Origin of the sequence: Pseudomonas sp. PS02303 (assembly GCF_029959925.1) — a bacterium.
Taxonomy (GTDB): domain Bacteria; phylum Pseudomonadota; class Gammaproteobacteria; order Pseudomonadales; family Pseudomonadaceae; genus Aquipseudomonas; species Aquipseudomonas mandelii.
In genome coordinates, this window is record NZ_JASCOM010000090.1 from 1 (window position 1) to 22732 (window position 22732).

The window sequence follows — 22732 nt, forward strand, 5'->3', positions numbered from 1 at the left end:
GGGTTGCGAAGCGACCCCGCTTATCCCTGAAAGCAGGGGACCGCTGCGCAGTCCAACGGGAGCAAGCTCCCTCGCCACAGATATCATTGCCTACGCAATACGGGGACTAGACAGAACCCCAACTTCAGCAGATTATTTCCCCCGCAAAACCCACTCAATCGAGAGATCTGATCATGAGCAAAAAGCCATCCAAGCATGGCCCCAACAAGGCCAAATCCATCATCGCCCAGCCACTGTTCCGCAGCCGTCAGGAACGAGCCGGCAAGGGCAAAGGCAGCTACCGCCGCGAAGCCTTCCAGTCTAATAGCTGGGAGGCTTCTTACTTTCTGGCGGCCTGAAAGGCAAGCCATCGCTCAACATGTTAAGGTCTGCACCTGATTCGTATTCCCTGGACCTGTGCATGCCCCTTTGTATTTCCCGTCGTTGGCCCCTGCGCCAACTGATCGCTGCCTCCAGCCTCATTTTGCTTGTCGCCTGCGCGGAAAAACCGACCGCCGCCGACGCCCAGCCGCTTCAGACCCTTCCCGTATCGACAGCCCCTGCGGTCATTCCGCCCGTGGTGCCGACCGGTGAAAACCTCGACCTCCAGCCCACCCAGACCTTCGCCGAATGGCAGGCGGGTTTCCGCAAAGACGCGCTAACCGCCGGCATCCGCGCCGATCTGTTCGACCGCGCCTTCGCCAATGTCAGCCTCGACACCAGCGTGATCCGTGCCGATCGCAGCCAACCCGAGTTCTCCCGCCCGGTGTGGGAATACCTCGACGGCGCCCTGTCGCCGCTGCGGGTACGCAAAGGTCAGGCGCTGGTCGGCCAATACGCTGACATTCTGCAAAGCATCGAGCAGCGCTACGGCGTTGATCGCCAGGCCTTGGTGTCGGTGTGGGGCATGGAGAGTAATTTCGGGCAGTTCCAGGGCAACAAGTCAGTGATCAACTCCCTGGCGACCCTGGCCTACGAAGGCCGGCGTCCGGGCTTTGCTCATGCGCAACTGATCGCCGCCCTGCAAATCCTGCAACAAGGCGATATCGAACCGGAGAAAATGCTCGGTTCCTGGGCCGGCGCCATGGGTCAGACCCAGTTCATCCCGACCACCTACAACACCCACGCCGTGGATTTCGACGGTGACGGCCGCCGCGACATCTGGGGCAGCCCGGCCGATGCGCTGGCCTCGACGGCGCACTATCTGCAAAGCTCCGGCTGGCAGAAAGGTCAACCGTGGGGCTTTGAAGTGCAGCTACCAGGCAGTTTCAACTACGTCCTGGCCGACGGCACGATTCGCAAGAGCGTCGCCGAATGGCAACAGTTGGGGGTCTCGCTGCCTAATGGCGCCCAGGTTCCGGCAGGTTCCGAACACCTGTCCGCCGCCCTGCTGCTGCCGGCCGGTTATCGTGGCCCGGCGTTCCTGGTGCTCGACAACTTCCGCGCAATCCTCAAGTACAACAACTCGTCGTCTTATGCATTGGCGGTGAGCCTGTTGTCCGAGCGCTTCAGTGGTGGCGGCCTGATCAACGGCACCTGGCCAAAAGATGACTTGCCGTTGAGCCGCACTGAGCGAATCGAACTGCAAAGCCTGCTGAGTGCGCAGAATTACGATGCGGGCACTGCTGACGGGATCATCGGCGCGAACACTCGCAAAGCGATCCGCAGTGCACAACAGTCGTTTGGCTGGCCGGCGGATGGGTATCCGACGCACAAGTTGCTTGAAGGCCTGCGTAACCGCTAAAAAGCTTCGCGGGCAAGCCTCGCTCCTACGGGATCACACTATCCTGCAGGAGAGAGGTTTGCCCGCGAAGACTTACTGACAGGCGCTATCGCACTACCGCTTGACGACCACATCCTGTTCCAACACCAATTCCTTCTTCCCCGCATCCAGCCGAACCAGCGCGCCCATCGGCAACGTCAGGTTCGGATCGCAATGCCCGCTGCGCCACCCTGCCAACACCGGTATCCGCAACGGCTCGAACGTCTGCTTGAGCAACCGCTCCAGCGCAACCGTATCAACCCCCGCCACATCGCCCACCAGCACGCCGCGCAACTTGCCCAGCGTGCCGGCCAGGCGCAGATGAGTCAGCAAGCGGTCGATGCGATACAGCGGTTCGTTGATGTCCTCAATGAAAAGAATGACGCCTTCAGCCTCCATCTCAAATGGCGTGCCCATGGTTGCGGCAATCATCGACAGATTGCCCCCCAGCAACCGCCCGTGAGCGATGCCGGGCTCGATCGTGGTCAGCGGCCAGGCCACCGGGTGCGAAAGCACACTGCCCGCCTTCACCTGCCCTCTGAGCATGTTGAAAAACGAAGACTCGGTCGGTTTTTGCTTTTCGCCCAGCAAATCGGCATTAAGCAGCGGACCATGAAAGGTCACAAAACCGGCGTAACGGCTGATCGCCAGGTGCAGCGCAGTGATGTCGCTGTAGCCGATAAACGGCTTGGCGTTGTTTTGCAGCAATTCGAAATCGATGCGATCGAGCAGACGCGGCGTACCGTAACCGCCCCGCAGGCAAATGATCGCGTCGACTTCCGTGTCGGCGAACGCGGCGTGCAAGTCATTGAGCCGCACGTCGTCGCTGCCGGCCAGGTAGCCATCCTGTTCGTACACCCCGGGAAATATCCGCAGCGCATAACCGCGAGCGCGCATCCAGGCAACGGCTTTATCGGTGTCCAGCCCGGCAGGCCCGGCGGGCGCAATCACGCCGATCAGCCCTTCCGAGGGCAAGGCCGGAACGGCTGAGTGAGGAAACAGCGTGTGGGTCGGTCGAACAGTCATCCATGAATCTCCCTGCGTGAAAAGCTTCAGCACACAGTAGTCAGGAACGGGGACAAACAGAAGAGGATCAATCGCCCCGCAGGTTGCAGGAAAAGACGGTTGCGGCCGTAGGCACGGCCAACAAAAACGCCCGCAAGGCTGAAAAGCCTTACGGGCGCTTTATTACAGAGACGACATCAATTCAGCTTTGACCAGCTTCGCCTGCTCGTCGGCGTGGTACGAGGAACGCACCAACGGGCCGGAAGCGACGTTTTTGAAGCCCATTTTGTAGCCTTCCTCGGCGAACCAGGCGAAGGTATCCGGATGCACAAAACGCTCCACCGGCAAGTGACTGCGCGACGGTTGCAGGTATTGGCCCAGTGTCAGCATGTCGATGTCGTGTTCGCGCATGCGCTTCATGACTTCGATGACTTCTTCGTCGGTTTCGCCCAGACCCAGCATCAGGCCGGACTTGGTCGGAATGTGCGGCATCATCTGCTTGAAGCGTTGCAGCAGGGTCAGCGACCACTGGTAATCCGAACCCGGACGCGCAGCCTTGTACAGGCGCGGCACGGTTTCCAGGTTGTGGTTGAACACATCCGGTGGCTCGGCGGCGGTGATTTCCAGCGCAACGTCCATGCGGCCACGGTAGTCCGGGACCAGAGTTTCGAGCTGCACGTTCGGCGACAGTTTGCGGATCTCGCGGATGCAGTCGGCAAAGTGCTGGGCACCGCCGTCACGCAGGTCGTCGCGGTCGACCGAGGTGATCACCACGTACTTGAGTTTCAGGTCGGCGATGGCGATGGCCAGGCTTTCCGGCTCATTGACGTCCAGAGGCTTCGGACGACCGTGGCCAACGTCGCAGAACGGGCAGCGACGGGTGCAGATGTCGCCCATGATCATGAAGGTCGCGGTGCCGCCGGAGAAGCACTCGCCGAGGTTCGGGCAGGACGCCTCTTCGCACACGCTGTGCAGCTTGTGTTTGCGCAGCAGGGCCTTGATGCGGTCGACTTCCGGCGAAACCGGGATGCGCACGCGGATCCAGTCAGGTTTTTTCGGCAGTTCGGTGGTCGGAATGATCTTTACCGGGATACGTGCAACCTTCTCGGCGCCGCGCAGCTTGACGCCGGCTTCAACCTTGGCACGCGGGGCCGGACGCTCGGTAACATCCAGCGTCGGGATCATGGTTTGCACTGCATCAGTAGTCATATCAGTCGATTCCGCCCGTTAGGGTCGTCTGCTCAGCATAGTCGAGGTGTTTGACGAGCTGCGCGCGCAGCCGGGCACTTACCTCGGCAAATTCAATCGATCCTGCGTGATCGCTCAGCTGGGTCATCGCCAGCCCGGCGTAGCCGCAGGGATTAATCCGTCGAAACGGTTCCAGGTTCATGTCCACGTTCAGGGCCAGGCCATGAAAGGAACAACCGTGGCGGATCCGCAGACCCAGGGAGGCGATTTTCGCTCCATTGACATAGACACCCGGCGCATCAGGCTTGGCCGCTGCGGTCACGCCATAGCTGGCCAGCAGCTCGATCAGGCAGTGTTCCATGCGGGTGACCAGGTCACGCACGCCGAAACCCAGTTTGCGCACGTCGAGCAACAGGTAGGCCACCAACTGGCCGGGACCGTGGTAAGTCACCTGACCACCGCGATCGACCTGCACCACCGGGATATCCCCCGGCAGCAGCAAGTGCTCGGCCTTGCCGGCCTGGCCCTGGGTGAACACCGGCGGGTGTTCGACCAGCCAGATCTCGTCCGCGGCATTGCTGCCGCGTTCGTTGGTGAAGCGTTGCATGGCATGCCAGACCGGCTCGTAAGCCATCTGGCCGAGCTCGCGAAAGCCCAGCGTGCCAGACATCACAGCACCATGTGCACGAAACCGGTAGCCCGCAGTTCGCTGTTGATGTCGTACAGCTGGTCTTGACCGGTGGCGATGATGTGCAACTGGATGGTGGTGTACTTGCCGTTGCTGCTCTGGCGTTCGTCCACCTTTTCATCGTTGATCGTTGCGTGCTTCTTAACGATATCGATGATCTTTTGCTTGATGTCCACAATGGTGTCGCCGATCACTTTGATCGGGTAATCATTGGAAGGAAATTCGATCTTTGGCGCCTTTACTTCGGTATCTGTCATGGCGTAACGGCCTCGTAAGCCGTGGCAACGGACATGGCCCCGCTCCGGATTGGAACGGGGCCATGCAAGTCCACACTAATTCAGTTGAACAAGCCGTAGAAGAATAGACGGATGCTATCCCACATGCGGCGGAAGATACCACCCTCCTCGACAGCGTCCAGGGCGATCAGGTCGGCGCTATGCACCACTTTGTCGTCCAGTTTCACTTCGACTTTACCGATTACGTCGCCCTTGGCGATAGGCGCAACCAGTTGCGGGTTCATGGTCATGCTGGCGGCGAGCTTTTTCAGCTGGCCTTTTGGCAGGGTCATGGTCAGGTCTTCAGCCAGGCCGGCCTTGACTTGATTGGTGCTGCCTTTCCAGACAGGGGCCTGAGCCAGCTCGGCGCCTTTCTGATAGAAGGTCTGGGTTTCGAAGAAGCGGAAACCGTAGGTCAGCAGCTTCTGGGTTTCAGAAGCACGGGCCACTTCGCTGTTGGTGCCGAACACCACGGCGATCAGGCGCATGCCATCACGTACAGCCGAAGACACCATGCAGTAGCCGGCTTCGTCGGTGTGACCGGTTTTCAGACCGTCGACAGTCTTGTCACGCCACAGCAGCAGGTTGCGGTTAGGCTGCTTGATGCCGTTCCAGAAGAACTCTTTCTGCGAGTAGATCGCATAGTGAGCCGGGTCTTCGTGGATGATCGCGCGAGCCAGCACCGCCATGTCGTGAGCCGACGAGTAGTGCTCAGGGTTCGGCAGACCGGTCGGGTTCATGAAGTGGCTGTTGGTCATGCCCAGATCGGCCACGGTTTTGTTCATCATGTCGGCGAACGCGTCTTCGCTGCCGGCGATGTGCTCGGCGAGCGCAACACTGGCGTCGTTACCCGACTGAATGATGATGCCATGCAGCAGGTCGCTGACAGTGACTTGCGAACCCACCTTGATGAACATCCGCGAACCGCCGGTACGCCAGGCGTTTTCGCTGACGGTCACCGGATCGTTTTCACCGATCTGGCCACGACGGATTTCCAGGGTCGCGATGTACGCGGTCATCAGCTTGGTCAGGCTGGCCGGAGGCAGACGCTGGTCACCGTTGTTCTCGACCAGCACGTTGCCGCTGCTGGCGTCCATGAGTACGTAGGATTTAGCGGCCAGTTGTGGTGGCGACGGCATCATCTCGACCGCGAACGCGGCAGGCGAGAGGAGCAGCGGGACTAGCAGACACAGGCGTTTGGCAAAGGTGGTGATGTTCATCCGTCTCTCGAAATCGCTAATGGAAACTGCCCGAAGGCAAAACTAATCAGATGGCCTTCTAACGGGCCATCGCGTGTTCAGTTGCTCACTCAGAACCCTTGCCGGGCTTTTGTTCTTCAACGAGCCAACAACCAGGTCCACCCCCCAAACCGCAAGCGAACCGTCAATCAAGTACTACGTATTATTCGGCGGTGACCACGCTCGGCGAACCGAGATTGGCCAGGCGCACACTGTTCTGCACTTGCTGGATTTCACCCGGCGAACCGATCGGCCCCAGACGCACCCGATGCAGCGTCTGTTGATTACGCACGATCGAGCTGATGAACACCGGAGCGCTCACCATCCCGCTGAGCTTCGATCTCAGGAGTTCGGCAGCGTCCGGGTTGGCGAACGCGCCCACCTGCAGATACTGGCCAGAGGCTGGTACAGAAGCGTTTTTTTTTGCATCAATCTGCACGGGCACCACGGCTGCCGCGTGTTGCTGCGGCGGTGGCGTCCATTGCTCGACGGTGCCCGCCGAAGCGGTAATCGTCGGCGCGGCATTTTGCGCTACTTGCGGTTCGTTGAGCATCAAAGGCGCCGGACGGCCCTTTTGTGCCCACCACTGTTGCGGATCGATACCCTCGACCTTCACCCGTGCGGTGCCGGTTTCGGCGTAACCGAGTTTTTTCGCGGCGGCGTAGGACAAGTCGATGATGCGGTCCGAGTAGAACGGCCCGCGGTCGTTGACCCGCAGGATCACGGTCTTGTGGTTGTCCAGGTTGGTCACCCGGACGTAACTTGGCAGCGGCAATGTCTTGTGGGCGGCACTCATGCCGTACAGGTCGTACACCTCGCCATTGGCGGTGTTCTGACCGTGGAATTTGGTGCCGTACCAGGACGCCGTGCCCGAGGCGACGTAGGTCTTGGATTCTTGCAGCGGAAAGTAAGTCTTGCCCAGCACGGTGTAAGGATTGGCTTTGTAAGGACCGGAGTGCAGGGTCGGCGTGGCATCCGGGATGCGCGATACGTCGACGTCCCACCATGGCGCGCCGTCTTTGTGCGCACGGTTGATGTCCAGGCCAGGCGTTGCGCGCACGGCCGTTGAAGGCTTTTGCGTCGGCGCGCGGCTGGTCGAACAACTGGCGACCAGCACCGCCAACGCGGCGAATGCCATCAGCTTCAGGGGTTTATTCATAGGCAATGCCCGCATTACTTGACGCCCCGTGCTTGGACCAGCTGTTCAGACAGTTGATGTACCGCCATGGCGTACATCACGCTGCGGTTATATCGCGTGATTGCGTAAAAATTCTTTAAGCCCATCCAGTACTCCGGGCCATTGTCACCTTCCAGGCGGAAAGCCGTGACGGGCATATCATCGCGCAGCGCATCATGACTCGACCAGCCCAAGGCTCGCAACTCCCCGACCGTTTTAGTCGGCTCGATGCCCGTCGTCAAACCTTCATCCACTTGCTCGCCACGCACATCGGCGCGACTGACCACCGGCTCGCCGGCGACCCAGCCGTGACGCTTGAAATAACTGGCGACGCTGCCGATGGCATCGTCCGGGTTGGTCCAGATATTAATGTGGCCGTCACCGTCGAAGTCCACCGCATAGGCGCGAAAGCTGCTCGGCATGAACTGCGGCAAACCCATGGCGCCGGCGTAAGAGCCTTTGAGAGTCAGCGGATCGACCTGCTCCTCACGGGCCAGCAACAGGAACTCACGCAACTCCTTGCGGAAGAATTCGGCACGGGGAGGATAGTCGAAACCCAAGGTCGACAAAGCGTCGATTACCCGGAAATTGCCGGTATTGCGGCCGAAAAAGGTCTCAACCCCGATGATCGAGACGATAACCTGAGCCGGCACGCCATATTCCTGCTCGGCACGGGCCAGTACCGCTTCGTGCTGACGCCAGAAGTCCACACCACGGGCGATGCGCGCGTCGGTGATGAACATCGGGCGATATTCGTTCCACTGCTTGACCCGCTCGGCGGGTTTCGAGATCGCGTCCAGAATCGACTGCTTGCGCTCGGCTTCGCGGAACACGCCCATCAGCTGTTCACCGGCAAAACCGTAGTCGCGGGTCATTTCACCGACGAATTCGGCCACCTGGGGTGAACCTTCGTAATCGCCGGCCAACGCGTCCTGCGTTGTGCCAAGGATGCTTACCAGGCCGACCCATGGCGCGTATCGAGTCGCCCAGCCGCGCATTACTTGCATTGACATCTTCACCTTATTCAAACCTGTGCGATCCACTTACGATGGGTATGGATCGACATCAAAACCCCAAACGCTGACAGCAGCGTCACCAGCGAAGTTCCTCCGTAGCTAATGAACGGCAACGGCACCCCCACGACCGGCAACAGGCCACTGACCATACCGATGTTGACGAAAACGTAAACAAAAAACGTCATGGTCAGGCTGCCCGCGAGCAATTTGCCGAACAATGTCTGGGCCTGGGCGGTTATCACCAGCCCACGACCGATCAACAACAGGTAAATCAACAGCAGTGCGCAGATGCCCACCAGGCCGAATTCTTCGCCCATCACCGCAATAATGAAGTCGGTGTGGCTTTCCGGCAGGAAGTCCAAGTGCGACTGAGTACCGAGCAGCCAGCCTTTGCCGAACACGCCGCCGGAACCGATGGCGGCTTTCGACTGAATGATGTTCCAGCCGGTGCCGAGCGGATCGCTCTCGGGATCAAGGAACGTCAGGACGCGCTGCTTCTGGTAGTCGTGCATCACGAAGTACCACATGGCCACAGACACCGGCACGGCGGCAGCAATCACGCTGAGAATCCAGCGCCAGCGCAACCCGCCCATGAACAAGACGAAGGCGCCACCGGCGAGAATCAGCAGCGAAGTGCCGAGGTCCGGCTGACGCACGATCAGGATGAAGGGCAAGCCGATCAGGAACAGACTGACCCCCACATGCTTGAGCTGCGGCGGCAAGGTGCGTTTGGACAAGTACCAGGCGATGGTCGCCGGCATCAGGATCTTCATGAACTCCGAAGGCTGGAAACGGATCACCCCCGGGATGTTGATCCAGCGCGTGGCGCCCATGGCGTTGTGGCCCATCACGTCCACCACCACCAGCAACAGCACGCCGATCACGTAACCGACCGGCACCCAACGCGCCATGAATCGCGGCTCGAACTGGGCGATGACGATCATCGACACCAGGCCGATGCCGAACGAAGTGGCTTGCTTGGCCAGCAGGTCCCAGCTCTTGCCACTGGCCGAATACAGCACGAACAGACTGCCGGCGGCGAGGGTCAGCAGCAGGATCAGCAGCGGGCCGTCGATGTGCATGCGTTGCAACAGCGTCGCACGGCGACGCATCACATCCTCACTGGAGAGGATGCGATCGAAATTACTCTTCACGGGCCGTAGCCTCCGCACTGATAGGGCTGGCGTATTCGGCCTTCAACCGACCGTCCTGGTCCAGAAGCCAGGCGTCCATGATCTGACGCACCACAGGCGCTGCGACGCCGGAACCGGACTCGCCGTTCTCGACCATCACCGACACCACGATTTGCGGGTTGTCAGCCGGTGCGAAGCCGACGAACAAGGCGTGGTCACGATGGCGCTCCTGAACCTTGGAGCGGTCGTACTTCTCACCCTGCTTGATCGCGACCACCTGGGCCGTACCACTTTTGCCCGCGATGCGGTATTGCGCACCGATCGCCGCTTTGCGCGCCGTACCCCGGGCGCCGTGCATCACCTGCTGCATGCCATGGTTGACCTTGGTCCAGTCGGACGGGTCGCGCAGGATGATGTCCGGCATCGGGTTGTCATCCTTCGGCCGCTCGCCTTCGACGGTCTTGGCCAGGTGCGGACGGTTCCAGACACCCTTGCTCGCGACCAGCGCTGTGGCTTGGGCCAATTGCAATGGCGTTGATTGCATGTAGCCCTGACCAATCCCGAGAATCAGCGTTTCGCCCGGGAACCAGGCCTGACGCCGGGTTGCACGCTTCCACTCACGTGTTGGCATCAGCCCCGGCGACTCCTCGAACATGTCCAGCGAAACCTTCTGGCCGATACCGAACTTGCTCATATACGCCGACAGCCGATCGATCCCCAGTTTGTGAGCCAGATCGTAGAAATAGGTGTCGTTGGACCGCATGATCGCCGTGTCGAGGTCCACGTAACCGTCACCGGTACGGTTCCAGTTACGGTATTTGTGGTCATAGTTGGGCAGCTGGTAGTAGCCGGGGTCGTACACCCGACTTGATGCAGTCACGACACCGGCATCCAGGCCGGCAATCGCCACCGCCGGCTTGATGGTCGAACCCGGCGGGTACAAACCGCGCAGCACGCGGTTGAACAGCGGCCGGTCGATGGAATCGCGCAGTTCGGCATAGGCCTTGAAGCTGATGCCGGTGACGAACAGGTTCGGATCGAAACTCGGCGCACTGACCATCGCCAGCACTTCGCCGGTTTTCGGATCGAGCGCCACCACGGCGCCACGACGACCGCCAAGTGCGGCTTCGGCGGCTTCTTGCAATTTGATGTCCAGGCTCAGGACGATGTCCTTGCCGGGAATCGGATCGGTACGCTTGAGTACGCGCAATACGCGGCCGCGAGCGTTGGTTTCGACTTCTTCGTAGCCCACCTGACCGTGCAGCTCCGGCTCGTAGAAACGCTCGATGCCGGTTTTGCCGATGTGGTGCGTGCCGCTGTAATTGACCGGATCGAGAGACTTCAGCTCTTTCTCGTTGATCCGCCCCATGTAACCCACCGAGTGCGCAAAGTGCGGGCCCTGCGGGTAGTGACGCACCAACTGCGCGACCACTTCCACGCCCGGCAGACGGAACTGATTCACCGCGATACGAGCGATCTGTTCCTCAGACAGCTCGAACAGGATCGGCACCGGCTCGAACGGACGACGCCCCTGACGCATACGCTTCTCGAAGATCACCCGGTCCTCGGGCGTCAGCTCCAGCACTTCGACGATCACGTCGAGCACTTGCTGCCAGTCACCGGACCGTTCGCGGGTCATGCTCAGGCTGAAGCTGGGCCGGTTATCGGCCACCACCACGCCATTGCGGTCGAAGATCAACCCGCGGGTCGGCGGAATCGGCTGTACGTGGACGCGGTTGTTTTCCGACAGGGTCGAGTGGTACTCGTACTGAATCACCTGGAGGAAATACAGCCGCGCGATCAGCACGCAGATCAGCAACACCACCGCAATAGCCCCGAACACGACGCGGCCACGCACCAGACGGGCGTCTTTTTCGTGGTCCTTGATGCGGATCGGCTGGGGCATGAGGGCAGAACTACTTGTGGTAAGGGTGGCCGGACAGAACTGTCCAGGCACGATACAGCTGTTCACCGATCAGAATCCGCACCAGCGGGTGCGGCAACGTCAACGGCGACAACGACCAGCGCTGATCGGCCCGCGCACAGACTTCCGGCGCCAGCCCTTCGGGGCCGCCGACCATGAAGTTCACCGTGCGCGAGTCCAGCCGCCAGCGATCGAGCTCGACCGCCAACTGCTCGGTGCTCCAGGGCTTGCCGTGGACTTCCAGGGTCACAACACGCTCATTCGGCCCGACCTTGGCCAGCATGGCTTCGCCTTCCTGACGGATGAAGCGCGCCACGTCGGCGTTCTTGCCACGGGTGTTGAGCGGTATTTCCACCAGTTCCAGCGCCAGCTCGGACGGAAGACGCTTGGCATATTCATGCCAGCCTTCTTCCACCCACTTGGGCATGCGGGAGCCGACGGCGATCAGTCGCAGTCGCACAGCGGTCCCTTATTGCTGGTCTTTGTTGAGCTTGACGAAGTGCTCATGGGTGTTTTCCGGGCTGTGGTGAGCCGCGTTCAGAGCACGGCTCTGCTCTGCACCGGACCACAGACGCTCGAGGTCGTAAAACTGACGAGCCGAGGCGGTCATCATGTGCACGATGACATCATCCATATCCAGCAGCACCCAGTCGCTGTCGCCCTTGCCTTCTTCACCCAGTGGCTTGACGCCCAGGGCTTTGACGGCTTCGCGAACCTTGTCCAGCATCGCGCCGATCTGGCGGTTGGAGGTACCGGTCGCGATGATCATGTAGTCAGTGATGCTCTGCTTTTCACGAACGTCGATGACCTGGATGTCCTGGCCCTTCACGTCTTCCAGGGCGGCTACGGCCACCTTGACCAGCTCGTCACCTTTCAGAGGTTCAGTGGTGAGAACCGGCTCAGGCAGCGGGGCGCTTTTGAACGTGCCTTTGCGCTTTACTTTAGTTACGTCTTTGTTCGTCATATAAAACTCGTTTTGCTCGTATGTTCGGGCGCTTCAATACACGTCATTACGTGCCTGGAAGCGTGCCCTCTTTTCAGTTCGACGCACGGTAGAGACCGTGCGCATCGATGTAGGCCAGGACCGCGTCGGGCACCAGGAAACGTACCGACTTACCGCTGGCCAGCAGTTGACGGATCTGGGTGGCGGATACCGCGAGCGGCGTCTGCCAGACGAATGCAATCTGTCCGCTCGGCCCTTTGAGGGCCAGCGGGTCGCTCACCGAGCGTGCCGCCAACAGATTGCGCAAGGCATCCGGCGGTTCGCTGTCGGCATCCGGGCGTTGCAGCACCAGGATGTGGCAATGCTGGAGCAACTCTTCCCAGCGGTGCCAAGTGGGCAGGCCGCAAAATGCGTCCCAGCCCAAAAGTAGAAAAACCTGGTCAGAGGCGGCCAGTTCGGCGCGCATCAGTTCCAGGGTGTCGATGGTGTAGGACGGTTTGTCCCGCTGCAATTCGCGGGCGTCCACCACCAACGGCGCCACACCGGCCACCGCGCACTCGACCATCGCCAGACGGTCCTTTGCCGACACCTGCGGCGTACCGCGATGCGGCGGCCTGGCACTGGGTGTCAGGCGTAACTCATCGAGCGACAGCGACTCGGCGACTTCCAGCGCACCGCGCAAATGGCCGATGTGCACCGGGTCGAACGTCCCGCCCAGCACGCCAATGCGTCTTGGCGCAGGCTCGCTGGCGGTTTGCGGTGCTGACGGTTTGAGGTCGCCCAAGTCAGACCGACGCCTGGCCGCGCAACTGGCCATCACCGACCACGATGTACTTCTCGCAGGTCAGACCTTCGAGACCCACCGGGCCGCGGGCGTGCAGCTTATCAGTAGAAATGCCAATCTCGGCACCCAATCCGTATTCAAAGCCATCGGCGAAGCAGGTCGGCGTGTTGATCATCACCGATGACGAATCGACCTCCGCCACAAAACGCCGGGTGTCGGCGAGGTTTTCGCTGACGATCGAGTCGGTGTGATGCGAACCGTACTGATTGATGTGTTCGATCGCCTGGTCCAGCCCGTCAACGACGCGGATCGAAAGAATCGGCGCCAGGTATTCGGTGCTCCAGTCTTCTTCGCTGGCCGCCACGGCATCGATGATCGCCCGGGTACGTTCGCAACCGCGCAGTTCGACGCCTTTTTCGCGGAACTGTGCAGCCATCGACGGCAGGAAATCCTTGGCAACGGCTTGATCCACCAGCAGCGTCTCCATCGCACCGCAGATGCCGTAACGGTAAGTCTTGGCATTGAAGGCGATGCGCTGGGCTTTCGGCAGGTCGGCGTGGGCGCTGACGTAGACGTGGCAGATGCCGTCCAGGTGTTTGATCACCGGCACGCGGGCATCGCGGCTGACGCGTTCGATCAGACCACGGCCACCACGGGGCACGATGACGTCGACGTATTCCGGCATGGTGATCAACGCGCCAACGGCCGCACGATCGGTGGTTTCGACCACTTGCACCACGGCAGCCGGCAGCTCGGCTTCGGCCAGGCCACGCTGGATGCAGGCGGCAATGGCGCGATTGGAATTGATTGCCTCGGAACCGCCACGCAGGATCGTCGCGTTGCCCGACTTCAGGCAAAGGCTCGCAGCGTCGATGGTTACGTTCGGCCGGGATTCGTAGATGATCCCGATCACGCCCAACGGCACGCGCATCTTGCCGACCTGGATGCCCGACGGCCGGAAACTCATGTCGCGAATCGCGCCAACCGGGTCCGGAAGTGCCGCCACCTGACGCAAACCGACGATCATGCCGTCGATGCGCTCCGGGGTCAGCGCCAGACGCTCAAGCAATGCCGGTTCAAGACCATTGGCGCGGCCTGCGGCCAAATCCAGTTCATTGGCAGCCGTCAGCTCGGCGCGTGCAGCGTCCAGCGCATTGGCAGCCGCCTGCAACGCGCGGTTCTTCTGCGCAGTGCTGGCACGGCCAATGACGCGAGAAGCCTCGCGGGCGGCGCGACCCAGGCGGGTCATATAGTCAAGAACGGACTCAGTCATGGTCTGTGGGGGTCTTTGCTAAGGTCTTGGTAAAGAGTAAAGCGGCAGATTATAGCTGTCGCGTCCCGGGACTAACAGCGGTGACGGGCGGATGGTCGAAATGGAGGGCAATTTGCCGACGTTCAGCCGGGATTAAGCTGCACATTGTTATCATCACGACTCAATCAGCCTTGATAAACACCGTTCATCATGTCCAACCTGACTGTTCGAGCGTCCGCTGCACGCCTGCCCATGGGGCTCCCGGACGCATTTTTTGACCGCGATGCGCAAACCCTGGCCCGGGATTTACTGGGCAAGGTCATCCGTCATAGGGTCGGCGACCTGTGGCTGAGCGCCCGGATTATCGAAACCGAAGCCTATTACTGCGAAGAAAAAGGCAGTCACGCGTCCCTCGGCTACACAGAAAAGCGTAAGGCTTTGTTTCTGGATGGCGGGCACATCTATATGTATTACGCCCGCGGCGGTGATTCCCTGAACTTCAGCGCCCAGGGGCCGGGCAACGCGGTGCTGATCAAATCTGCCTATCCGTGGGTCGACGAGCTAAGCGGGCCAGCGAGCCTGGCGCAGATGCTGTTGAACAATCCCGACGCCCAGGGTCGTCCTCGCCCGACGCAAAAGCTCTGCGCCGGGCAGACGTTGTTGTGCAAGTCGCTGGGGTTGAAGGTGCCCGTCTGGGATGCCAAGCGTTTTGACCATGATGTGTTGCTGGTCGAAGACGTCGGCCCGGCGTCTGCTCAGATCATCCAGACCACGCGCCTGGGCATTCCCCACGGACGCGACGAACATTTGATGTATCGCTTCGTCGATGCGGCTTACGCGCCATATTGCACGCGGAACCCGCTGCGACGGGGGCAGGTCGAAGGTCGCGATTATTTTTTGCTGACTTGAAGATGGAAAATCCCTGTGGGAGCGAGCCTGATCGCGATAGCAAGTATCAGGCGACATCGGTTTCGAATGTCAGTCCGCTATCGCGAGCAGGCTCGCTCCTACAGGGGACTTGTGGTGCCTGGAAGGTTGCGTGCGCGCCTTTCGAGCCCAATTGAACATCAGAGGGAGTTGTTTTTATGGGCCCATGGCTCGATAGCGTGACCGGTTGGCTGGCGGCTAACCCGCAATGGCTGGCCGCGGCGGTGTTCATCGTGGCATTCGTGGAGTGCCTGGCGATTGCCGGGCTGATTGTGCCCGGCACAGTGTTGCTGTTCGCCGTGGCGGTACTGGCCGGCAGCGGGGCGCTGTCATTGAGCGAAACGCTATTGCTGGGATTTACCGCTGGCGTGCTGGGCGACATCGTTTCGTACTTCATCGGTCGACATTTCCACCAGAATATCCGGCGCCTGCCGGGGTTACGCCACCATCCGGAATGGATCGCCGGCGCCGAGGCGTATTTCCAGCGATACGGTATTGCCAGCCTGTTGGTCGGACGTTTTATCGGCCCGCTACGCCCGATGCTGCCGATGGTTGCCGGGATGTTCGACATGCCGTTCCCGCGTTTCGCCGCTGTCAGTTTGCTGGCCGCCGCGGGCTGGAGCGTCGCTTACTTGCTGCCTGGCTGGGCCACGGGCGCAGCGATTCGCTTGCCATTGCCCGACGGGTTCTGGCCTGAGGCAGGGATCGTCGCCGGCAGCATTGCGGTAATGATCGGCTTGAGTGTGACCAGCAGCCTGCGCCGCCATCGCCACGCCACCGCCTATATAGCCGGCCTCGGCCTGTTAATTCTGGCAGGGCTGTTTATCGGCTACCCGCACCTGACCGCGCTCGACCAAGGCGTGATGACCCTGGTGCAGGAACATCGCAGCCCGATGCTCGATGAACTGGCCGTCACCTTCACGCTGATCGGCGAATTCCGCAACATGCTGGTGTTCAGCGCCCTGCTGACCGGCTTGCTGTTGCTCACCCGGCAGTGGCGCCAGGCGATTTTCGCCGGCGGCACCCTGCTCTTCACCGCGCTCGGCAACACGTTCACCAAACAATTTTTCGCCCGCGTGCGCCCGGAAGTACTGAGCGATCCGCTGACCAGCTACAGCATGCCCAGCGGCCATGCATCGGGCGCCTTCGCGTTGTTCCTGACCCTCGCCGTGCTGGCCGGTCGCGGTCAGCCGCCGCGGATGCGCCTGACCTGGTTGCTGCTGGGTTGTTTGCCGGCCCTGACAATCGCCCTGTCCCGGGTGTACCTGGGCGCACATTGGCCAACGGATATATTGGCCGGCGCGATGCTGGCGGCGTGCGTGTGTGCTGCCAGCTTGTGGCTGAGCCAGCGCCAGACACCGCTCAATGCCATGCCACCCAAGATCTGGTGGCTGGTATTGCCGGCGATGGTGGCGTTGTTCGGGTTCTTTGCATTGCGACATTTGCCGAATGCAATGTTGAGATATGCGTATTAGGCTGTTGCCTGATGAGGTACACGCCATCAGCTTGCAAAACTGATGGCGTTTTTTTATTTGCGCTCCTCACCCGGCTTATCAACAATCTTGATCACGAAGTTGACGGGATCATTGTTGAACGCATCATGCTTGGAGACATTAGGATCAACATCTTTAAAATGCACTTTCCCCTTGTCGTTTGCCAGATAGAGCGGCCGACCATTAAGCTCACTCACAAGCTGCACATACCCTGGACCGGCAGCAAAATCATCAAAACTCGCTTGGTCCACCCCATGCTTACGTATCGAAAACCTGGCACCTTCCGAACCGCTATTCATATATAGATGACGGGTTCCGACATTAACCGTCAAATGACCACCTTCATAGGCGCCTCGAATAACGGCCAGCACTTCATACTTGCCAGCCTTGGGCACAAACTTCAACAATAGAGGCTTGTCATCCTCATGATCGGCGAGCGTCAGAATACTTGTGCTGTCGTCACTCGCCAATGCCACCTCCACGTCCAGGCGTTCGCGCCGGGTGATTCGCGGGTCACGCAGCCTAAGCTTCAGGCGCTGCTGGTTGAGCACCACCGGCGTGCCGTTGACGTAAAGGTTAGCGGTAAATGCACTGCTTTGATTTTCCAGGGACATCAATCACCTCAAGATGCTGTTCACTCAATTTTTTTTCAGCAAGACGCGCAAAACCCAGTCCGTTGCCGAATAGTTTATAAGTCGTGTACTAAAGAGCCGTCGGAGCGTTTGAAGTATCGACAGCAGTACCGGAGACTGGAAGTTTTACGCGCTTGCGCTTACGTCGAGCGACAACCATTGAATCGGCATAGTAAGCAGCGGCATCAATAATATTAGCCGTATTCGGATCGTTGCTCGCGTGCTTTAAAATATAGCGCCCGGCAATATCATCCCAGAACATCCATTCATCTTCATATAGCGTCATAACCACATCCATATAGTTAACCGTTATCCGCTCCATGCGAATAACTGCAAACTACTGACTGAGCTTTACGAAGACAATAGTGGCGAACCGAAGAACTTAATACAAAGTACAACTAGGCAAACAACTCACCTTGCAACTCGTCCAACAGCGCCTGGATCGCATCCAGCCGCTGCTGGGGATCATCGAGTTGCAGCAGGTCGATCTTGTCCACTTCGGCAAACGGCAGCAGATAGGCCAGCTGATTGGCCAGCGACTGTTGCCCGGTCGCTTCGGTGCCCATGTTCAAGGCTTCGACCATCGGGTGTTCGGCCAATGCCTTGAGCAGGGCGACCAGGTCCGCATCCTCATCCTGCAGCGGCTGTTCAGGTTCGTCTTCCAGCCACTCGACCTCAGCGACGGTCAATTGATCGCGCTGTACCTCGGTGCGCAACACATGAAAACGCCGCCCGCCCTGCACGCGAATGCCCAGCAGGCCATTGTCCTGTTGTTTGAAATCAGTGATCAACGCTTCGCAGCCGACCAGCGCATAGCCCGCAGGTGCGATGCCCACTTCTTCGCCGTCGAGAATGCACACAACGCCGAAGCCGACGCCCTTTTTCATGCAACTGCCGATCATGTCCAGGTAGCGCGCCTCGAAGATCTGCAAGTCGAGGATGCAGCCAGGAAACAGCACAGTGTTCAGCGGAAAAAGCGGCAAGCTCATAGACATATCCTTAAACCACCATCGACACCGCCAACGGCAGGAACACCGCCGTGGCCACGCCCATCAGACTCATCGCCAGCGCCGCGAAAGCGCCGCATTCTTCACTTTCCTGCAAGGCCACCGAGGTGCCGACCGCATGGGCGGTCATGCCCAGAGCCATGCCCCGGGCTTCAGGGCTGTGCACGCCCAGCCGGGTCAGCATACTCGGACCGAAGATCGCACCGATCACGCCGGTGATCAACACGAACACCGCGGCCAACGCCGCGACACCACCGATCTGCTCAGCCACCAACATGGCAATCGGCGACGTCACTGACTTCGGCGCCATCGTCATCAGGATCATGTGTTCGGCGCCAAACCACCAACCCAGCAACACGCCCATGCCCGTGGCAACCACGCCGCCTATCACCAGCGTAGTAAAAATCGGCCAGAACAACTGCCGAATGCGTCGCAGATTGAGATACAGCGGCACTGCCAGCGCAACGGTCGCAGGTCCGAGCAAGATGCTGAGGATCTCGGTGCTCTTGCGGTACTCGACAAACGTGATCCCACAGACCGTCAGCACACCGATCACCAACAGCATGGAAACCAGCACCGGTTGCAGAAAGATCCAGCGGGTTTTTTCAAAGGCTGCCAGCACCAGTTGATAAGCGCCCAACGTAATGCCGAGGCCGAACAACGGGTGATGAATCACCGAGTCCAGCGCACCCTGCCAATCGAGGATCATGAGCGATCTCCGCGATGGGCATGACGCTTGACCATGCGCTGCATCAGCACCCCGACAAACGCCATGGACAGCACCAGCGACAACACCAGCGCGCCGGCAATGGCCCAGAAGTCTGCGGCGATGTCCTTGGCGTAAACCATCACGCCCACGGCCGGTGGCACCAACAGCAAAGGCAAATAGCGCAGCAGGCTGCTGGCGGCCAGGTTCAACGGCTCGCCGACTTGCCCGCGCGAAATCAGGTACACCAGCAACAGCAGCAGGCCGACAATCGGCCCGGGCAGTACCGGTAAAAACAAATGGTTGATGGCTGTGCCCAGCAATTGGAACAGCACCAGCCAGGTCAGGCCACGTAACAACATCCAGCATCTCCCGCGCGCGCGCCCCACCAAAAAGGGGCCGGGCATTATAAGCACGTCAACGCTATGGATCGGCATTCGCCAAAAGCATGGTCAGTTGACCGGAGCAATTTGCCATGTTGATCTAAAGTGGTTCACAGGGAGGCCAAATCCCCCCACTCGAAAAACTATAAATCCGATGAAACCCAAGGAGAGTCTCAATGCCCTATGTTCCCGTTGCAGAGCTCAAAGATTATGTCGGCAAGGAACTCGGACGTTCCGAATGGCTCACCATCGATCAGGAGCGTATCAACCTGTTCGCAGAAGCCACAGGCGATTATCAGTTTATTCACGTCGACCCGGTCAAAGCCGCGCAAACGCCATTTGGCAGCACCATTGCACACGGATTCCTGTCACTGTCGCTGATCCCGAAACTGATGGAAGACATCCTGATCCTCCCTCAAGGGGCGAAGATGGTGGTCAACTATGGCCTGGACAGCGTGCGCTTCATCCAGCCAGTAAAGGTCAACTCCAGGGTTCGGCTCAAGGTCGACATGAACGAAGTCATCGAGAAAAAACCCGGCCAATGGCTGCTCAAAGCCACCGCCACGCTTGAAATCGAAGGCTCGGACAAACCGGCGTATATCGCCGAGCCGCTGTCCCTCTGTTTCGTCTGACACAGGTCTGATTGCGAAACAGCTCACGCTGTTTCGCGCCGTGTCTCTGCCGTGTCTCTATAAATGCGACACATAGCTGCGGCATACTCCGTCGCATAATTGCCCGGATCCCGCTATGCGCTCACTTGCACTCCTCGCCTTGACCCTGTTGCTCACCGCTTGCGGCGATGGCGAATCGCTGCTGCCCCCGGATGCCCGCTTGCCGGACGGCGGGCGCTATCGCGGTGATCTGGTCAACGGCTTGTTGCAAGGCCAGGGCCGCATCGACTACCCCAACGGCAGCTGGTACGCCGGCGAGTTCGACAAGGGGCAATGGCATGGCCAGGGCGAATGGCATGGCAGCAACGGCGAAGTCTATCGGGGCCAATTCAATCAAGGCCTGTTTGACGGCAAGGGCACACTGACCACCAGCGGCAGCAGCTACACCGGCGGATTCAAACTCGGCCGCCGTGACGGTGAAGGCACGCTAAAAGAAAACGCGATGACCTATCGCGGTGAATTCAAGGCCGATCAATATTCAGGGCTCGGGCGTCTCGAACTCGACGACGGCAGTTCCTACCAGGGCCAGTTCGCCAATGGCAAACCCAACGGTGAAGGGCAGCGCGGCGACGCCAGTGGCAATCAGTTCACCGGGCACTTCAAGGACGGTCAGCTGGAAGGCAACGGAACCTTCAACAGCGCCGACGGCGACATCTATGTCGGCGGCTTCAAGAACAATCAACTGCACGGCAAGGGCCGCTACGAAAACGCCGACGGCGATGTCTGGCTGGGCCAGTTCAAGGAAGGCTCGCTGAACGGCAAGGGCGAGTTGATCGGCGCTGACGGCAGTCATTACATCGGCCAGTTCAGCGACTGGCGCTTTACCGGCCAGGGTCGATTGAACCTGCCCGACGGCAGCTTCTACATCGGCCAGTTCGACAATGACAGCTACTCGGGGCGCGGCACCCTGGTGCTCACCGACGGCACGGTGCAAAGCGGAACGTGGGTCAATGGCCAGCGTGTTCGCGATGCCGACGGCAAGTTGCTGCCCGACACCCTGGAGCTCGGCTTGCTGGCCCAGGGCCGGTTACTCGATGACGCTCTGTCCAACGTGCCAGCCTCGACCCCGATGGTCGAGCTGTACACCTTGACCCTGGGCGGCGACGGCAAGCAGAGCGTGTTCCTGCGCGAGTCCGATTACGTCAGCAACATGCTCAGCAGCCGCTTCGGCGCCTTCGGCCAGATCCGCCTGGTGAACCATCGCGATCACCTCGTCGACCGGCCGATGGCCACCCGGGAAAACCTGCGCCGCGCCGCGATGACCCTGGCCGAACGCAGTGGCCCGGAAGACTTGATCTTCATCTACCTGACCAGCCATGGCAGCAGCGAACATGAACTGGTGCTCGACCAGCCGCGCATGGAGCTGGCCGACCTGCCGGCCGACGAACTCGCCGCCGTGCTCGCGCCCTTGAAGAACCGCGACAAGATCGTGGTGATTTCGTCCTGCTATTCCGGCGGCTTCATCCCCGCGCTCAAGGATGAACGCACGCTGATCATGACCGCCTCGCGCGCTGATCGGGTGTCCTTCGGTTGCTCGGAAGAAGCCAATTTCACCTACTTCGGCGACGCGCTGTTCGCCCAGGCGCTGAACCAGACCGACGACCTGGAGCATGCCTTCAAGCTGGCCAAGGCCACGGTGGCAGAGCGTGAACTCGCTGACGGCTTCGAGGCCTCTGAACCGCAGCTCTGGGCGCCGAAAACGGTCCTCTCGCACTGGCAACTCTTGCGCAAACAGCAGGCACGAAAAGCGCTACAAAGTGTCTCTATCAGCAGCAAGGATGCAAAGAGCAACTAAGCTGAACAGTATCAAGGGGGAAACACTATGTACTTGACGCCTCAGCATGTACTGCTTGCCGGAGCTACCGGGTTGACCGGCGAACATCTGCTTGATCGCCTGCTCAATGAGCCAACGATTTCAAGGGTACTGGCCCCCTCGCGCCGGCCACTGGCCGAGCATCCCCATCTGGAAAACCCGGTCGGCGACGCGGCGGCGTTTCTGCCGCAACTGAACGGTCGCGTCGACATCGCCTACTGCTGCCTCGGCACCACAATCAAGCAGGCTGGCTCCGAACAAGCCTTTCGTGCGGTCGACCTGGACATGGTGGTGGCGTTCGCCAAGCGTGCACGGGAAATGGGTGCCCGGCACCTGATCGTGATCAGTGCCCTGGGGGCCGATCGCAGATCCTCGATTTTCTACAACCGGGTCAAAGGCGAGATGGAGTACGCATTGCGCGCGCAGGACTGGCCGCAGCTGACCATTTGCCGACCTTCGTTGTTGCTGGGCGATCGACTGGAACCGCGCACGGCCGAGCAACTCGTCGGGCCGTTGTCGCGCTTGATCCCCGGCAAGTACCGCGGCATCGAAGCCTGCCAACTGGCTCGCGCCATGTGGAGACTGGCGCTGGAAGAGCAGGATGGGGTACGGATTGTCGAATCGGATGAACTGCGCAAGCTAGGCAAATAATCCTTTGGTGTCTGAGAGGGCGCCTTCGCGGGCAAGCCTCGCTCCTACACAGGCAACGGAGAACCCGTAGGAGCGAGGCTTGCCC

The 22732-nt window shown here is 60.2% G+C and carries 25 protein-coding genes; 7 read left to right on the top strand and 18 right to left on the bottom strand.

Features of this window, described 5'->3' with window-relative positions; translation table 11 throughout:
* The first annotated feature begins 173 nt into the window (after nucleotides 1–173).
* Together arfA and QMX98_RS18995 are read left to right on the top strand one after the other, a co-directional pair.
* Entirely contained in the window at nucleotides 174–338 is a 165-nt protein-coding gene (gene arfA / locus QMX98_RS18990; RefSeq protein ID WP_003176285.1) for an alternative ribosome rescue factor ArfA, read from the top strand.
* A 62-nt stretch (nucleotides 339–400) separates the two neighbouring features.
* The gene (locus tag QMX98_RS18995; protein WP_010467373.1) at nucleotides 401–1723 is read left to right on the top strand and encodes a lytic murein transglycosylase; all 1323 of its coding nucleotides are present in this window, start codon (nucleotides 401–403) and stop codon (nucleotides 1721–1723) included.
* 93 nt (nucleotides 1724–1816) lie between these two features.
* On the opposite strand, the gene QMX98_RS19000 is transcribed toward QMX98_RS18995, so the two are convergent.
* The 13 genes from QMX98_RS19000 to QMX98_RS19060 form a co-directional block, all read right to left on the bottom strand.
* Nucleotides 1817–2767 (bottom strand): LD-carboxypeptidase, encoded by a 951-nt coding sequence (locus QMX98_RS19000; RefSeq protein ID WP_282411250.1) that lies wholly within the window; start codon nucleotides 2765–2767, stop codon nucleotides 1817–1819.
* Nucleotides 2768–2929: 162 nt separating this feature from the next.
* Nucleotides 2930–3931, bottom strand: a complete 1002-nt coding sequence (gene lipA / locus QMX98_RS19005; protein WP_161990845.1) for a lipoyl synthase — start codon at nucleotides 3929–3931, stop codon at nucleotides 2930–2932.
* A 25-nt stretch (nucleotides 3932–3956) separates the two neighbouring features.
* On the bottom strand, nucleotides 3957–4604 hold the full coding sequence (lipB, locus tag QMX98_RS19010) for a lipoyl(octanoyl) transferase LipB (protein WP_010467370.1): 648 nt from the start codon (nucleotides 4602–4604) through the stop codon (nucleotides 3957–3959).
* A complete protein-coding gene (locus tag QMX98_RS19015) occupies nucleotides 4604–4879 on the bottom strand; it encodes a DUF493 domain-containing protein (protein WP_083375686.1) in 276 nt (91 codons plus the stop codon). The genes lipB and QMX98_RS19015 overlap by 1 nt, the downstream gene beginning before the upstream one ends.
* Nucleotides 4880–4959: 80 nt before the next feature.
* On the bottom strand, nucleotides 4960–6117 hold the full coding sequence (locus tag QMX98_RS19020) for a D-alanyl-D-alanine carboxypeptidase family protein (RefSeq protein WP_010467368.1): 1158 nt from the start codon (nucleotides 6115–6117) through the stop codon (nucleotides 4960–4962).
* Nucleotides 6118–6298: 181 nt separating this feature from the next.
* The gene (locus tag QMX98_RS19025) at nucleotides 6299–7309 is read right to left on the bottom strand and encodes a septal ring lytic transglycosylase RlpA family protein (protein WP_102594337.1); all 1011 of its coding nucleotides are present in this window, start codon (nucleotides 7307–7309) and stop codon (nucleotides 6299–6301) included.
* Nucleotides 7309–8319, bottom strand: a complete 1011-nt coding sequence (mltB, locus tag QMX98_RS19030; RefSeq protein ID WP_010467366.1) for a lytic murein transglycosylase B — start codon at nucleotides 8317–8319, stop codon at nucleotides 7309–7311. Before mltB ends, QMX98_RS19025 begins: the two co-directional genes overlap by 1 nt.
* Nucleotides 8320–8336: 17 nt before the next feature.
* Nucleotides 8337–9440 (bottom strand): rod shape-determining protein RodA, encoded by a 1104-nt coding sequence (gene rodA / locus QMX98_RS19035; RefSeq protein WP_049870746.1) that lies wholly within the window; start codon nucleotides 9438–9440, stop codon nucleotides 8337–8339.
* 31 nt (nucleotides 9441–9471) lie between these two features.
* Complete coding sequence (gene mrdA / locus QMX98_RS19040) at nucleotides 9472–11367, bottom strand: penicillin-binding protein 2 (protein WP_010467364.1); 1896 nt, start codon at nucleotides 11365–11367, stop codon at nucleotides 9472–9474.
* A gap of 10 nt (nucleotides 11368–11377) precedes the next feature.
* Nucleotides 11378–11845, bottom strand: coding sequence for a 23S rRNA (pseudouridine(1915)-N(3))-methyltransferase RlmH (rlmH, locus tag QMX98_RS19045; RefSeq protein WP_007937439.1), 468 nt, complete (start codon nucleotides 11843–11845; stop codon nucleotides 11378–11380).
* A 9-nt stretch (nucleotides 11846–11854) separates the two neighbouring features.
* Nucleotides 11855–12349, bottom strand: a complete 495-nt coding sequence (gene rsfS, locus QMX98_RS19050; RefSeq protein WP_010467363.1) for a ribosome silencing factor — start codon at nucleotides 12347–12349, stop codon at nucleotides 11855–11857.
* A gap of 73 nt (nucleotides 12350–12422) precedes the next feature.
* Entirely contained in the window at nucleotides 12423–13112 is a 690-nt protein-coding gene (gene nadD, locus QMX98_RS19055; RefSeq protein WP_169858290.1) for a nicotinate-nucleotide adenylyltransferase, read from the bottom strand.
* A gap of 1 nt (nucleotide 13113) precedes the next feature.
* Entirely contained in the window at nucleotides 13114–14385 is a 1272-nt protein-coding gene (locus tag QMX98_RS19060; protein ID WP_102594339.1) for a glutamate-5-semialdehyde dehydrogenase, read from the bottom strand.
* A gap of 189 nt (nucleotides 14386–14574) precedes the next feature.
* Here QMX98_RS19060 and QMX98_RS19065 point away from each other — a divergent pair, with 189 nt between their 5' ends.
* A complete protein-coding gene (locus QMX98_RS19065; RefSeq protein WP_282411251.1) occupies nucleotides 14575–15273 on the top strand; it encodes a DNA-3-methyladenine glycosylase in 699 nt (232 codons plus the stop codon).
* 176 nt (nucleotides 15274–15449) lie between these two features.
* Complete coding sequence (locus tag QMX98_RS19070; RefSeq protein ID WP_010467359.1) at nucleotides 15450–16766, top strand: bifunctional DedA family/phosphatase PAP2 family protein; 1317 nt, start codon at nucleotides 15450–15452, stop codon at nucleotides 16764–16766.
* 53 nt (nucleotides 16767–16819) lie between these two features.
* Here QMX98_RS19070 and QMX98_RS19075 read toward each other — a convergent pair whose 3' ends face one another.
* The 5 genes from QMX98_RS19075 to QMX98_RS19095 form a co-directional block, all read right to left on the bottom strand.
* Complete coding sequence (locus tag QMX98_RS19075) at nucleotides 16820–17398, bottom strand: hypothetical protein (RefSeq protein WP_172791772.1); 579 nt, start codon at nucleotides 17396–17398, stop codon at nucleotides 16820–16822.
* 88 nt (nucleotides 17399–17486) lie between these two features.
* Nucleotides 17487–17702: a hypothetical protein gene (locus QMX98_RS19080; protein ID WP_102594344.1), complete on the bottom strand. Its 216-nt coding sequence runs from the start codon at nucleotides 17700–17702 to the stop codon at nucleotides 17487–17489.
* A gap of 112 nt (nucleotides 17703–17814) precedes the next feature.
* A complete protein-coding gene (locus QMX98_RS19085) occupies nucleotides 17815–18405 on the bottom strand; it encodes an LON peptidase substrate-binding domain-containing protein (RefSeq protein WP_010467356.1) in 591 nt (196 codons plus the stop codon).
* 10 nt (nucleotides 18406–18415) lie between these two features.
* On the bottom strand, nucleotides 18416–19132 hold the full coding sequence (locus tag QMX98_RS19090) for an LrgB family protein (RefSeq protein ID WP_010467355.1): 717 nt from the start codon (nucleotides 19130–19132) through the stop codon (nucleotides 18416–18418).
* Nucleotides 19129–19491 (bottom strand): CidA/LrgA family protein, encoded by a 363-nt coding sequence (locus tag QMX98_RS19095; RefSeq protein WP_010467354.1) that lies wholly within the window; start codon nucleotides 19489–19491, stop codon nucleotides 19129–19131. Before QMX98_RS19095 ends, QMX98_RS19090 begins: the two co-directional genes overlap by 4 nt.
* A 197-nt stretch (nucleotides 19492–19688) precedes the next feature.
* Here QMX98_RS19095 and QMX98_RS19100 point away from each other — a divergent pair, with 197 nt between their 5' ends.
* From QMX98_RS19100 to QMX98_RS19110, 3 genes are all read left to right on the top strand, one after another.
* Nucleotides 19689–20144, top strand: coding sequence for a MaoC family dehydratase (locus QMX98_RS19100; RefSeq protein ID WP_010467353.1), 456 nt, complete (start codon nucleotides 19689–19691; stop codon nucleotides 20142–20144).
* Nucleotides 20145–20259: 115 nt separating this feature from the next.
* Entirely contained in the window at nucleotides 20260–21978 is a 1719-nt protein-coding gene (locus QMX98_RS19105) for a C13 family peptidase (RefSeq protein ID WP_077749937.1), read from the top strand.
* 27 nt (nucleotides 21979–22005) lie between these two features.
* On the top strand, nucleotides 22006–22647 hold the full coding sequence (locus QMX98_RS19110) for an oxidoreductase (RefSeq protein ID WP_010467351.1): 642 nt from the start codon (nucleotides 22006–22008) through the stop codon (nucleotides 22645–22647).
* The last annotated feature ends 85 nt before the right edge of the window (nucleotides 22648–22732 follow it).

Coding starts and splice junctions, on each gene's coding strand:
- QMX98_RS19090 (WP_010467355.1), bottom strand. CDS start 19,132: ATGATCCTCGATTGGCAGGGTGCGCTGGACTCGGTGATTCATCACCCG.
- rsfS (WP_010467363.1), bottom strand. CDS start 12,349: ATGACGAACAAAGACGTAACTAAAGTAAAGCGCAAAGGCACGTTCAAA.
- mrdA (WP_010467364.1), bottom strand. CDS start 11,367: ATGCCCCAGCCGATCCGCATCAAGGACCACGAAAAAGACGCCCGTCTG.
- QMX98_RS19000 (WP_282411250.1), bottom strand. CDS start 2,767: ATGACTGTTCGACCGACCCACACGCTGTTTCCTCACTCAGCCGTTCCG.
- QMX98_RS19110 (WP_010467351.1), top strand. CDS start 22,006: ATGTACTTGACGCCTCAGCATGTACTGCTTGCCGGAGCTACCGGGTTG.
- QMX98_RS19060 (WP_102594339.1), bottom strand. CDS start 14,385: ATGACTGAGTCCGTTCTTGACTATATGACCCGCCTGGGTCGCGCCGCC.
- rodA (WP_049870746.1), bottom strand. CDS start 9,440: ATGCGTCGCCGTGCGACGCTGTTGCAACGCATGCACATCGACGGCCCG.
- QMX98_RS18995 (WP_010467373.1), top strand. CDS start 401: ATGCCCCTTTGTATTTCCCGTCGTTGGCCCCTGCGCCAACTGATCGCT.
- mltB (WP_010467366.1), bottom strand. CDS start 8,319: ATGCAAGTAATGCGCGGCTGGGCGACTCGATACGCGCCATGGGTCGGC.
- QMX98_RS19100 (WP_010467353.1), top strand. CDS start 19,689: ATGCCCTATGTTCCCGTTGCAGAGCTCAAAGATTATGTCGGCAAGGAA.
- QMX98_RS19070 (WP_010467359.1), top strand. CDS start 15,450: ATGGGCCCATGGCTCGATAGCGTGACCGGTTGGCTGGCGGCTAACCCG.
- QMX98_RS19075 (WP_172791772.1), bottom strand. CDS start 17,398: ATGTCCCTGGAAAATCAAAGCAGTGCATTTACCGCTAACCTTTACGTC.
- QMX98_RS19095 (WP_010467354.1), bottom strand. CDS start 19,491: ATGTTGTTACGTGGCCTGACCTGGCTGGTGCTGTTCCAATTGCTGGGC.
- lipA (WP_161990845.1), bottom strand. CDS start 3,931: ATGATCCCGACGCTGGATGTTACCGAGCGTCCGGCCCCGCGTGCCAAG.
- QMX98_RS19085 (WP_010467356.1), bottom strand. CDS start 18,405: ATGAGCTTGCCGCTTTTTCCGCTGAACACTGTGCTGTTTCCTGGCTGC.
- QMX98_RS19025 (WP_102594337.1), bottom strand. CDS start 7,309: ATGCGGGCATTGCCTATGAATAAACCCCTGAAGCTGATGGCATTCGCC.
- arfA (WP_003176285.1), top strand. CDS start 174: ATGAGCAAAAAGCCATCCAAGCATGGCCCCAACAAGGCCAAATCCATC.
- QMX98_RS19020 (WP_010467368.1), bottom strand. CDS start 6,117: ATGAACATCACCACCTTTGCCAAACGCCTGTGTCTGCTAGTCCCGCTG.
- lipB (WP_010467370.1), bottom strand. CDS start 4,604: ATGTCTGGCACGCTGGGCTTTCGCGAGCTCGGCCAGATGGCTTACGAG.
- QMX98_RS19015 (WP_083375686.1), bottom strand. CDS start 4,879: ATGACAGATACCGAAGTAAAGGCGCCAAAGATCGAATTTCCTTCCAAT.
- QMX98_RS19065 (WP_282411251.1), top strand. CDS start 14,575: ATGTCCAACCTGACTGTTCGAGCGTCCGCTGCACGCCTGCCCATGGGG.
- QMX98_RS19105 (WP_077749937.1), top strand. CDS start 20,260: ATGCGCTCACTTGCACTCCTCGCCTTGACCCTGTTGCTCACCGCTTGC.
- QMX98_RS19080 (WP_102594344.1), bottom strand. CDS start 17,702: ATGACGCTATATGAAGATGAATGGATGTTCTGGGATGATATTGCCGGG.